The 12,313-nt window shown below is 65.9% G+C and carries 8 protein-coding genes; 5 read left to right on the forward strand and 3 right to left on the reverse strand.

Annotation, left to right across the window (positions count from 1 at the left end; all coding sequences use genetic code 11):
• Positions 1 to 144 precede the first annotated feature (144 nt).
• Positions 145 to 756, forward strand: coding sequence for a 2OG-Fe(II) oxygenase (locus KVP70_RS26120; protein ID WP_217945346.1), 612 nt, complete (start codon positions 145 to 147; stop codon positions 754 to 756).
• Positions 757 to 766: 10 nt separating this feature from the next.
• On the opposite strand, the gene KVP70_RS26125 is transcribed toward KVP70_RS26120, so the two are convergent.
• Together KVP70_RS26125 and KVP70_RS26130 are read right to left on the reverse strand one after the other, a co-directional pair.
• On the reverse strand, positions 767 to 1,234 hold the full coding sequence (locus tag KVP70_RS26125; RefSeq protein ID WP_217945347.1) for a cyanophycin metabolism-associated DUF1854 family protein: 468 nt from the start codon (positions 1,232 to 1,234) through the stop codon (positions 767 to 769).
• A gap of 12 nt (positions 1,235 to 1,246) precedes the next feature.
• On the reverse strand, positions 1,247 to 3,520 hold the full coding sequence (locus KVP70_RS26130) for a cyanophycin metabolism-associated ABC transporter (RefSeq protein ID WP_217945348.1): 2,274 nt from the start codon (positions 3,518 to 3,520) through the stop codon (positions 1,247 to 1,249).
• Between the two features lie 261 nt (positions 3,521 to 3,781).
• On the opposite strand from KVP70_RS26130, the gene KVP70_RS26135 reads away from it, so the two are divergent.
• From KVP70_RS26135 to KVP70_RS26150, 4 genes are all read left to right on the forward strand, one after another.
• Positions 3,782 to 5,959: a cyanophycin synthetase gene (locus KVP70_RS26135; protein ID WP_217945349.1), complete on the forward strand. Its 2,178-nt coding sequence runs from the start codon at positions 3,782 to 3,784 to the stop codon at positions 5,957 to 5,959.
• Positions 5,960 to 5,986: 27 nt separating this feature from the next.
• Positions 5,987 to 8,557 carry a cyanophycin synthetase gene (gene cphA / locus KVP70_RS26140; RefSeq protein ID WP_217945350.1) on the forward strand — a complete coding sequence of 857 codons (2,571 nt, stop codon included), beginning with the start codon at positions 5,987 to 5,989 and terminating at the stop codon, positions 8,555 to 8,557.
• Positions 8,558 to 8,738: 181 nt separating this feature from the next.
• On the forward strand, positions 8,739 to 10,202 hold the full coding sequence (locus tag KVP70_RS26145; protein WP_217945351.1) for a catalase: 1,464 nt from the start codon (positions 8,739 to 8,741) through the stop codon (positions 10,200 to 10,202).
• Positions 10,203 to 10,320: 118 nt separating this feature from the next.
• Positions 10,321 to 11,391 (forward strand): patatin-like phospholipase family protein, encoded by a 1,071-nt coding sequence (locus KVP70_RS26150; protein ID WP_217945423.1) that lies wholly within the window; start codon positions 10,321 to 10,323, stop codon positions 11,389 to 11,391.
• A gap of 1 nt (position 11,392) precedes the next feature.
• Here the strand turns inward: KVP70_RS26150 and KVP70_RS26155 are convergent, their stop codons facing one another.
• Positions 11,393 to 12,274 (reverse strand): LysR family transcriptional regulator, encoded by an 882-nt coding sequence (locus KVP70_RS26155; protein WP_217945352.1) that lies wholly within the window; start codon positions 12,272 to 12,274, stop codon positions 11,393 to 11,395.
• Between the last annotated feature and the right edge of the window lie 39 nt (positions 12,275 to 12,313).

Raw genomic sequence — 12,313 nt, forward strand, 5'->3', positions numbered from 1 at the left:
TTCATTGTAGGCCTTTCGGGCCCGGACTGACGGGCGCACGGATTCATCTTGCGGTTGATTTTTGAGATCGCATTGCGCCAAATCAGAAGTGTGCCGGACTGGTCTGGGCAAGGGGTGTTACCATGGCCGCTCACCAGGAGTCCTATGCCCAATGAACTCCCCGCCAGCGACTATGGCCTGCATCAACTGACACTCGATGGATTGGCCTTGCACGGCTGGTCGCAGCAGAACCTGTTTTTATCGCATGAGTTGACGCTGACCCTGGCGGCCGAATGCCGCGCCGGCGCGCTGGCGCTGGCCGGCGTCGGCCGTGGCGCCGCGCAGGCGGTGCGCAGCGAGATACGCGGCGACCGCATCCTGTGGTTGGAAGCCGGCCAGTCCGCCGCCTGCGACAGCTATCTGCAGGTGATGGAGTCCCTGCGCCTGGCGCTGAACCGGGAATTCTTCCTCGGCCTCGACAGCTACGAAAGCCACTTCGCGCACTACGCGCCCGGCGCCGCCTACCACAAGCATCTGGACCGTTTCCGCGACGACGATTTGCGCACCGTCTCGGCGGTGATCTATCTGAACCCGGATTGGCAGGTGGAGCAGGGCGGCGCGCTGCGTGTACATCCGCTGGACGCGCCCAGCTGCGATATCGCGCCGATGGGCAGCCGGCTGGTGCTGTTCATGTCGGCCGACGTGCCGCATGAAGTGCTGCCGGCCACGCACGACCGGCTATCGCTGGCCGGCTGGTTCCGCCGCCGGCCGCACTGACAGCACGCGCTTACAGGAAGCGGTCGAGGATTTTCTTGCTGTGCTTGTCCAGCTCGCGCACGTCGCGGATCAGGTAGTGGATGCCGTGTATGTCGGAGATCAACAGCGTGTCCACCGTCAGCCGGCGGATGTCTTCCTCGCCGCGCAGCACGAACTCGGTGTCGCCGCGATCGGTCGCCACCGACCAGGTGCACGGCGTGGCGAAACTGGTCACGCTGTTGATGCGCGAAATCTCCGGCATGAACTCGCGTCCCTCCAGCTCCTCGCGCACCAGCTGGCCCACGGCCGCCGGCAAGTCCTCGATGCGGTCGATCCAGCCTACCTCTTTGCCATCGGTGCTCACCAGCGCGATGCCGTCGTCCGGCGCCTGCACCGGGAAGGCGCGCACCGGCGCCACGCTCTCGTGCACTTCGCCCGCGGCCGTGGTCAACACCAGGCGGCCAAAGGGATTGCGGGTCAAATCAAATGTCGTCGTCATATGCTTGTTCTCTTATTCTTTGCCGGCGCTGTCGTCGAGATCCGTGTCGACGTTGCGGGCCTGCGCCTGATACAGGCGGAAGTAGGCGCCTTCACGCGCCATCAGGTCGTCGTGCGGGCCTTCTTCCACCACCACGCCGCGGTCCAGCACCACCAGACGGTCGGCCTTCTGTAGCGTGGACAGGCGGTGCGCGATGGCGATGGTGGTGCGGCCTTGCACCAGGTTCTCCAGCGCGCGCTGGATTTCTTTTTCGGTCTCGGAATCGACCGAGGACGTGGCCTCGTCGAGGATCAAAATCTTCGGATCGATCAGCAGCGCGCGCGCGATCGAGATGCGCTGGCGCTCGCCGCCGGACAAGCCCTGTCCACGTTCGCCCACCATCGAATCGTAACCCTGCGGCAGGCGCAGAATGAACTCGTGCGCATGCGCGGCGCGCGCGGCGGCGATGATCTCGGCGCGCGTCGCCTCCGGCTTGCCGTAGGCCAGGTTCTCGGCGATGGTGCCGAAGAACAGGAACGGCTCCTGCAACACCAGGCCGATGTTGCGACGGTAGTCCGACACCGCGAACGAGCGGATGTCCACGCCATCGAGCATGATCGCGCCTTCCGACACGTCGTAGAAACGGCAGATCAGGTTGACCAGCGTCGACTTGCCGGAGCCCGAATGGCCCACCAGGCCGATCATCTCGCCGGCCTTGATGTCGAGCGAAATGCCGCGGTTGACGGCGCGGTTACCGTAGCGGAAGCCCACTTCGCGCAAGGTGATGTTGCCATCGACCTTGGCCAGCTTGACCGGATTGACCGGCTCCGGCACCGACGACACGTGGTCGAGAATATCGAAGATGCGCTTGGCGGCCGACGCCGATTTCTGCGTCACCGAGACGATGCGGCTCATCGAATCCAGGCGGCCGTAGAAGCGGCTGGAGTAGGCGATGAAGGCCGACAGCACACCGACCGTGATATGGCCCTTGGACACCTGGTAGATGCCGAACACCCAGATCACCAGCAAACCCAGCTCCGTCAGGAAGGACACGGTGGGCGAGAACAGCGACCAGATTTTATTGAGCTTGTCGTTGACGGCCAGATTGTGCTTGTTGGCGGTGCGGAAGCGCGACGCTTCGCGCGACTCCTGCGCGAACGCCTTCACCACGCGGATGCCGGGGATGGTATCGGCCAGCACGTTGGTCACTTCGCCCCAGACGCGGTCGATCTTTTCAAAGCCGGTGCGCAGGCGGTCGCGCACCACGTGGATCAGCCACGCGATGAACGGCAGCGGCAGCAGCGTGAAGATCGCCAGCCACGGATCGATCGAGAACAGGATAACGCCGGTCATGATGATCATCAGGCAGTCCGACGCGAAGTCCAGCAAGTGCAGCGACAGGAACACGCAGATGCGGTCGCTCTCGCTGCCGATGCGCGACATCAAGTCGCCGGTGCGCTTGCCGCCGAAGTATTCCAGCGACAGCCGCAGCAGGTGGTCGTAGGTCTCGGTGCGCAGGTCGGCGCCGATGCGCTCCGACACCAGCGCCAGCACATAGGTTTTGCCCCAACCCAGCACCCATGCCAGCACCGCCGACGCCACCAGGCCCGACATGTACAGCGCCACCAGCGAGGCATCGACCGGCTGGCCGTTCTGGTAGGGAATCAGCACCTTGTCCATCAGCGGGATGGTCAGGTAGGGCGGAATCATGTGCGCGCCGGTCGACAGCAGCATCAGCGCGAAGCCGAAGCCCAGCGGCAGCTTGTACGGCTTGGCGAAGCGCCACAGGCGGAACAAGGTCCAGGTCGACGGCGGCGTGTAGACCACCTTGGTGCAGATCGGGCATTCTTCCTGATCCGGCTCCAGCGGCGCCTTGCAGCTCGGGCAGACATTCTTTTCCTCGCGCGCCACCGGCACGCCCAGCGCATGGCTGTCGCGGTGCGCGCCGAACTGCTCGACCAGGCGGATCGCGTGCAGGTTCTGGCCCAGGGTGAAGCGCCAGGCGGCCAGGCGGCCGCTGTCGTCGATCAGCTCCAGGTGGCCGACGCCCGCGTGGTCGTGGTGCTTCAGCAGCAGATCCTTGGCGAAAGGCCAACGTTGCCAGTCGCCGCGGCCTGGCGCGCGCGCCAGCACGCCGCGTTCGGTGACGAGAATTATCCCCTTGGCGAAACGAAGTTGTTCATCCAGGTCAACCTCCAGGGCACTTACAACGTTTTCCCCTTGGGAAAGTTGTGCCTGTATCTCGGAACGCCAGCGTTCAGGAAGCTCGCTCTGGCTGGAGTTGGAGGAAAGTTGTTCTGTTGTCATCGTGCAGCGTACTCCGGTGGCGAAAAGGTGGAACAAAGGTGGTACTAGTCGACGTTGCGACTGATATAAGTGCTTTATTTACGGTATTCTGTCATTGCTTACATCCTTGACAGAAATCAAGAAAAACCAGTGTTTTGTTGGCGGCAAGTATAACGCACGCGCAGGGTGGACCAAATGCAATTTGGCCGCCGGCGGTGGTACAGAGGTTAAAATACGGCGCGGGCTGGCCACGGCTGATAACAAAGATACAAGAATAGAAACATGACCAAGAAGAAAGACATAGAAGTTCTCCGCGTAACCCATTTGCGCGGCCCCAACATCTGGACCTATCGCCCGGTGATCGAGGCGTGGCTGGATATTGGCGAACTGGAGAAATTTCCCTCGAATTTGTTGCCTGGCTTGTATGAGCGCCTGACCGCGATCCTGCCGGGGCTGATCGTCCACCGCTGCGGCGTGGGCGAGCACGGCGGCTTCCTCGAGCGCCTGCGCGACGGCACGTATGCCGGCCACATCCTCGAACACGTGGTGCTCGAACTGCAAAACCTGGCCGGCATGAAAACCGGCTTCGGCAAGACGCGCCAGATCGGCGACGGCACCGGCCTGTACAAGATGGCCTTCCGCACCCGCCAGGAGCAGGTCGGACGCGCCGCGCTGGCCGCCGGCCGCGACCTGCTGATGGCGATGATCGAAGATCAGCCCTACGACCTGGCCGCCACCGTCATCGACCTGACCGACCTGGTCGAGTCGGTCTGCCTGGGACCGAGCACCGCCAACATCGTCGACGCCGCCACCGTGCGCAAGATTCCAGCTATCCGCCTGACCGACGGCAACCTGGTGCAGCTGGGCCACGGCGCCATGCAGCGCCGCATCTGGACCGCCGAGACCGAAGAAACCAGCGCCATCGCCGAAGGCATCGCCAGCGACAAGGACTTGACCAAGTCGCTGCTGGCGTCGTGCGGCGTGCCCGTGCCCGAAGGCGAGCTGGTCACCAGCGCCGAAGCGGCCTGGGAGGCCGCTAAGGACATCGGCGTGCCGGTGGTGGTCAAGCCGTATGACGGCAACCACGGCCGCGGCGTCTCGCTCAACCTGATGACCGAAGCCGATGTCACCGCCGCCTACGCGCTGGCCGCGCGCAAGGGCGACAGCACCAGCGTGATCGTCGAGCGCTTCATCGCCGGCAACGAACACCGACTGCTGGTGGTGGGCAAGCGCCTGATCGCCGCCGCCGCCGGCGAATCGCTGTGGGTCACCGGCAACGGCAGCTCCAACATCATCGAGCTGGTCGACGACCAGATCAACACCGATCCGCGCCGCGGCACCACCGAGGATGCGCCGCTGAACGCGCTGGCGCCCGAGCATGGCGCCGAGATCATCCTGGAGCTGGAGCGCCAGGGCATGACCGCGTATTCCGTGCCGCAGGACGGCCAGAAAGTGCTGATCCAGCCGAACGGCAACGTCGCCTTCGACGTCACCGACCAGGTGCACCCGCAGGTGGCCGCGATGGCCACGCTGGCCGCGCGCGTGGTCGGCCTGGACATCGCCGGCATCGACGTGGTGGCGGCCGACATCTCCCGTCCGCTGGAAGAGCAGGGCGGCGCCATCATCGAAGTCAACGCCAGTCCCGGCCTGCTGGCCCACCTGAAGCCGGCCAGCGGCGAGCCGCGCAACGTCGGCGAGGCCATCGTCGACCACCTGTTCGCGCCTGAGCAGAGCGGCCGCATGCCCATCGTCGGCATCGCCGGCAAGCACGGCGCCACCATGGCCTCGCGGTTGATCGCCTGGCTGCTGCAAATCAGCGGCAAGAAGGTCGGCCTGGCCTGCGCCGACGGCCTGTTCGTCAACGGCCGCCTGCTGCCCAAGGACGGCTTCAGCGACTGGGAAACCGGCGAACGGCTGCTGCTGAATAAAAACGTCGAAGCCGGCGTGTTCGAAGCCAGCGCCCGCATGATCCTGACCGAAGGCCTGGCCTACGACAAGTGCGCGGTCGGCGTGGTCACCGACGTCAGCGATTTCGAGGACGTGGCCGAGTTCCACATCGACAGCCACGACAAGTTGTACGGCGTGCTGCGTACCCAGGTCGACGTCATCCTGCCGAGCGGCGTGGCGGTGCTCAACGCCGCCGACGCGCAAGTGGTCGACATGGCCGACCTGTGCGACGGCGAAGTGATCTTCTACGGCGTCGACGAGCACCTGGCCGCCATCGCCGAACACCGCCAGGACGGCAAGCGCGTGGTGTTCCAGCGCCAGGACCAGCAAGCGCGCCGCATCGTGCTGGCCCAGGGTTACGACGATGTCGCCAGCCTGCCGCTGTCGCCGCTGGTGCCGCCGGAAGCCGTGCTGGCCGCGATCGCCGCCGGCTGGGCGCTGGGCCTGTCGCCGGAGCTGATCGGCGCCGGCCTGCGCACCTTCGATGCGAACCCAAAGCGAACTCATCACTGATACATCACGGAAAGAACAAGCAGATTTATGGAAGTCATCCGCACCCGCGCCCTTCGCGGCCCGAATCTTTGGAGCCACCACACGGCGGTGGAAGTGATCGTATCGTGCCCGCCCGAGGAGCAGTCGATCGCCACGCTGCCCGGCTTCGAGCAGCGCCTGCACGCGCGCTTTCCCGCCATCGGCGCCCTGCACACCACCGGCCACACCGACGCCGTGCCGCTGGCGCGCGTGCTGGAAGTGGCGGCGCTGAGCCTGCAGGCGCAGGCCGGCTGCCCGGTCACCTTCAGCCGCACCACGGCCACGCTGGAAGACGGTATTTATCAGACCGTGGTCGAGTACAGCGAAGAAGCGGTCGGCCGCCTGGCGCTGACGCTGGCGCACAACCTGATCAACGCCGCCCTGGCCGACACCCCGTTCGACCTGACCGGCGCGCTCAATGAACTGCGCGACCTGGATGAAGACGTGCGCCTGGGCCCGAGCACCGGCGCCATCGTCAGCGCCGCCGTCGCGCGCGACATTCCGATCCGCCGCCTGACCGAAGGCAGCATGGTGATGTTCGGCTGGGGCTCGCGCCAGCGCCGCATCCAGGCCGCCGAAATGGACAGCACCAGCGCCATCGGCGAATCGATCGCGCAGGACAAGGAACTGACCAAGAAACTGCTGCACGCGGCCGGCGTGCCGGTGCCTATCGGCCGCTCGGTCGAAGACGCGGAAGACGCCTGGGCGGCCGCGCTGGAAATCGGCCTGCCGGTAGTGGTCAAACCGAAGGACGGCAACCAGGGCAAGGGCGTCACGGTCAACGTGATGTCGAAGGAGCACCTGGAAAAGGCCTTCCACACCGCCAGGGAATTCCGCGACGACATCATGGTCGAACGCTACCTGCCGGGTCACGACTATCGCCTGCTCGTCATCGGCAACAAGCTGGTGGCCGCCGCGCGCCGCGATCCGCCGCAGGTGGTGGGCGACGGCGTGCACACCGTGCGTGAACTGGTCAGCATCGTCAATGCCGACCCGCGCCGCGGCAGCGGCCATTCGACCTCGCTGACCAAGATTCGCTTCGACGACATCGCCCTGGCGCGCCTGGCGCTGCAAGACCTGGAAGCCGATTCGATCCCGGCCAAGGGCCAGCGCGTCATCCTGCGCAACAACGCCAACCTGTCGACCGGCGGCACCGCCACCGACGTCACCGACGACGTGCACCCTGAAGTGGCGGCGCGCGCGGTGGAAGCGGCGCAGATGATCGGCCTCGATATCTGCGGCGTCGACGTGGTCTGCGACGGCGTGCTGCAACCGATCGAGAACCAGCGCGGCGGCGTGGTCGAAGTCAACGCCGCCCCCGGCCTGCGCATGCACATCGCACCATCGTTCGGCAAGGGCCGCGCGGTCGGCGAAGCGATCGTCAACACCATGTTCGCGCCGGGTGAGAACGGCCGCATTCCGGTGGTCGCCGTCACCGGCACCAATGGCAAGACCACCACCGTGCGTCTGATCGCCCACCTGCTGACCGCCAGCGGCCTGCGCACCGGCATGACCAACACGGACGGCGTCTACATCGAAGGCCGCCAGACCGACAGCGGCGACTGCAGCGGCCCGCGCAGCGCGCGCAACGTGCTGCTGCACCCGGACGTCGACGCGGCGGTGTTTGAAACCGCGCGCGGCGGCGTGCTGCGCGAAGGCCTGGCCTTCGACCGCTGCCAGGTGGCCGTCGTCACCAACATCGGCAGCGGCGACCACCTCGGCCTGAACTACATCACCACGGTGGAAGACCTGGCCGTGTTGAAACGCGTGATCGTGCAGAACGTCTCCGAGAGCGGCTTCGCGGTGCTCAACGCGATCGATCCCATCGTCGCCGGCATGGCGGCCAACTGCCGCGGCAAGGTGATCTTCTTCGGCGCCGAACGCGGTCACCCGGTGATCGCCACGCACCTGGCGCAAGGCTGCCGCACCGTGTACGTGGAAGACGGCCACCTGGTCGCCGCCGAAGGCAAGCACCTGCAGCGCATCGCGCTGTCGGAAGTGCCGATCACCCGCAACGGCACCATCGGCTTCCAGGTGGAGAACGTGATGGCCTCGGTCGCCGCCGCGTGGGGCGTGGGCATCAGCTGGGACGCGATCCGCCTCGGCCTGAAGACCTTCGCCAACGACTCCGACAACGCGCCCGGCCGCTTCAACGTGTTCGACTACAAGGGCGCGACGCTGATCGCCGACTACGGCCACAATCCGGACGCCATCCTGGCGCTGGTGCAGGCGGTGGAAACCATGCCGGCCAAGCGCCGCGCGGTGGTCATCAGCGGCGCCGGCGACCGCCGCGACCAGGACATTACGCAGCAGACGCAGATCCTCGGCCGCGCCTTCGACGACGTGATCCTGTATGAAGACGCCTGCCAGCGCGGCCGCGTCGACGGCGAAGTGGTGGGCCTGCTGCGCTCCGGCCTGAACGGCGCCCCGCGCACCTCGCACATCCAGGAGATCTACGGCGAGTTCCTCGCCATCGACACCGCCCTGGGCCGCCTGCAAGAGGGCGACCTGTGCCTGATCCTGGTCGACCAGGTGGAAGAAGCGCTGGCCCACATCGCCAAGCGCATCGCCGAAGCGTAAAACATAAAACACCGGGTCAGTTCCGGCATTCGGACATGCGTGTCCGAATGCCGGAACTGACCCCATTTTTTTGTCCATGCTCATTGTCTGTGACTATCGATTCCATAAATATATATAGGTTTTACTTATGGCGTTGCGCCGGTAGAATGATTTCACTACCAAACAACGAGGAGTCATAGTAATGAGCCAGCCGCCAATCACCACCGCCTCCGGCATCCCGGTCGCCGACAACCAGAACTCCGCCAGCGCAGGCCCGCGCGGCCCGCTGCTGCTGCAAGACTTCCATCTGATCGAAAAGCTGCAGCACTTCAACCGCGAGCGCATCCCCGAGCGCGTGGTGCACGCCAAGGGTTCGGGCGCCTATGGCAGCTTCACCGTCACCCACGACATCACCAAGTACACCAAGGCCAAGCTGTTCTCCGAGGTCGGCAAGAAGACCGACACCTTCGTGCGCTTCTCCACGGTCGGCGGCGAGAAGGGCAGCGCCGACACCGAACGTGATCCGCGCGGCTTCGCCATGCGCTTCTACACCGAGGAAGGCAACTGGGATCTGGTCGGCAACAACACGCCGATGTTCTTCATCAAGGACGGCATCAAGTTCCCCGACTTCATCCACACCCAGAAACGTGATCCGCAGACCAACCTGAAATCGCCGACCATGATGTTCGACTTCTGGAGCAAGACGCCGGAAAGCCTGCACCAGGTGACGATGCTGTTCTCGGATCGCGGCACGCCGGACGGCTACCGCCACATGGACGGTTTCGGCAGCCACACCTTCAGCATGATCAACGCCGCCGGTGAACGCGTCTACGTCAAATGGCACCTGAAGACCAAACAAGGCATCAAGAACCTGCCCGCCGCCGAAGCGACCCGCATCGCCGGCACCGACCCGGACTACGCGCAGCGCGACCTGTTCGGCGCCATCGCCGCCGGCGACTTCCCGCAGTGGGACGTCAGGCTGCAGGTGGCCACCGAGGCCGAGCTGGCCGCATGGGAAGCGCGCACCGGCTGGAATCCGTTCGACCTGACCAAGGTCTGGCCGCACAAGGACTTCCCGCTGATTCCGGTCGGCGTGTTTGAACTGAACCGCAACCCGCTGAACTACCACGCGGAAGTGGAGCAGGCCGCGCTGTCGCCATCGAACGTGGTGCCCGGCCTGGGCTACTCGCCGGACAAGATGCTGCAGGCGCGCCTGTTCGCCTACCACGACGCGCAGCTGTACCGCGTCGGCACCAACCACCAGCACCTGCCGGTGAACGCGCCGCGCTGCCCCTTCCACAACCAGCAGCGCGACGGCGCGATGGCGATCGCCAACGGCGGCGCCGAGCAGAACTACGCGGCCACCGAAGCGGGCGGCAGCCATCCGCAGGGCCTGGGCCACGGCGAACCGGCACTGGCACTGCAAGGCGGCGCGGCCCGCTACGACGGCCGCGGCAAGGAAGACGATTACACGCAAGCCGGTAATCTGTTCCGCCTGATGCCGGCGCAGGAGCAGCAGAACCTGTTCGACAACATCGCCGGTCCCCTGAGCCAGGTGAACGCCGAGATCATCGCCCGCCAGCTGGCCCACTTCGACCAGGCCGACCCGGCCTACGGCGCCGGCGTGCGCGCCGCGCTGGCGGCCAAGGGTGTGATCGTGGCATAAAGGAAGTCTGCGGGCTGCGCTGAATTGCACTACAATCGCATGGTGCAGTGCAGCGTAGTCCGCATCCTTCCGGAGGTCACACTTGAATCGCAAACCCGCCCGTCTCTCGTCTCCTTCGATGCCGGGACAAGTCGTACTGGCGCTGCAAGGCGGCGGCGCGCTGGGCGCCTACCAGGTGGGCGTCTACCAGGCCATGCACGAAGCCGGCGTCGAGCCGGACTGGGTGATCGGTACTTCCATCGGCGCCATCAACGGCGCCATCATCGCCGGCAACGAGCCGCGCTACCGCATGGACCGGCTGCGCCAGTTCTGGCAGCGCATGGAACAGAACGCGCTGGGCTTTTCCGTCATGCCGCGCGCGCTGGCCAACGCGGTGACGATGGGGCAGGGCATAGCGGCATTCTTCGAACCCAATCCCTCCTCGTGGTGGAATCCCAACGCCAAGGTCGGCATCGAACACGCCTCCTACTATCAAACCGCGCCACTGCGCACCACGCTCGATACGCTGGTCGATTTCGAGCGTCTCAACGAGGGCGACACCCGCTTCACGGTCGGCGCGGTCAACGCGCGCACCGGCGGCATGCGCTATTTCGACAGCCGCAAGGACACGCTGAGCGCCTCGCACGTGATGGCCTCCGGCGCACTGCCGCCGGCCTTTCCCGCCGTGCGCATCGACGGCCAGCCCTACTGGGATGGCGGCATCTATTCCAACACGCCGATCGAGGCGGTGCTGGACGACGAGCCGCGCCGCAGCTCGGTGATCTTCTCGGTGCAGGTGTGGAACCCGGACGGCAGCGAGCCGCAAAGCATGCTGCAGGTGCTGGACAAGTACAAGGAGATCCAGTACGCCAGCCGCGCCAGCAATATCGAGCAGCAGCGCAAGCTGCACCGGCTGCGCCACGTGATCCGCCAGTTGACGCTGCACCTGTCGGATGAAGCGGCGATGTCGCCCGAGGTGCGCGAGCTGGCCGCGTGGGGCTGCGGCACCACCATGCATGTGGTGTCGCTCAAGGCCCCGCGCGTCGGCGGCGAGGACCACACCAAGGACATCGACTTCAGCGCCGCCGGCATCCGCGCCCGCTGGCAGGCCGGCTACGAGGACACCCAGCGCATGATCGCGCTGCGGCCATGGGACCTCGAGATCGATCCCATCGAGGGCATCGCCATCCACGAGCTGCCGCCGCTCTAGGCTAGGCGCGCAGCACGTCGCGGCACACGTCCAGCCAGGCGCGCGCCGCGTGCGACAGGTAGGGGCCGCGCCACACATGCGCCGCCTGCCACTGCAGTTCCGGTTCCACCAGCCGCACCGCGTCCAGATGGCCGATCGCCAGCCGGTGTATGAACGGCTCCGGCAGCAGCGCCACGCCCATGCCGGCCGAGGCCATCGCCACCAGCCAGTCCCACTGGCCGCTTTGCGCGGCGATCTGCGGCTCGAAGCCGGCCGCGCTGAAGGCGTGGCGCAGGCTGCGGGTCAGCGCGAAATCGTCCTTCAGCAGCACCAGCGGCATGCCGGTCAGCGCCTTCAGCTTGAGCGTGGTGCGGTGCTTCTGGAACGTGCCGCGCGCGGCCAGCGCCCAGATCGGGTAGCTGGCGATGGGCGCCGTCTGCAAATCAAGTTGCGGATCGGCCGGCAGCACCGTCATGCCGATCTCCAGTTCTCCCGACGCCACCTGGCGCTCCAGCGCCTGCCCGGCATCCTCCCTCAGCGTCAGCGCGATGTCGGGATGGCGCTGGCGGAAGGCCTTGAGCACAGGCGTGAACAGCAGGTTGATCATCGGCGGGATGCCGATCGTCAGCTGGCCGCGCCGCGCGGCCTGGGTGTCGCGCACTTCCGCCGCCAACTGGCCCATGGTTGCCAGCATCTGCTCGCCGCGCGCGTAGACCACGTTGCCGGTGTCGGTCAGCGTCAGCTTGCGGCCGTCGCGTATCAGCAGCTGGGCGCCGACTTCCTGCTCCAGCTGGCGCACCATCTTGCTGATGGTCGATTGCGTGACGTGCAGCGACTCCGCCGCCTGGGTGAAGCTGTTCAGGCGGACAGTTTCGACGAAGTAGCGCAGCGATCGCAGGTCCATGAATAATACGACTGGAAAGTGAGAATTTAAGTCATGCAG

The sequence above is a fragment of the Duganella violaceipulchra genome, assembly GCF_019166075.1.
Taxonomy (GTDB): Bacteria; Pseudomonadota; Gammaproteobacteria; order Burkholderiales; family Burkholderiaceae_D; genus Rugamonas; species Rugamonas violaceipulchra.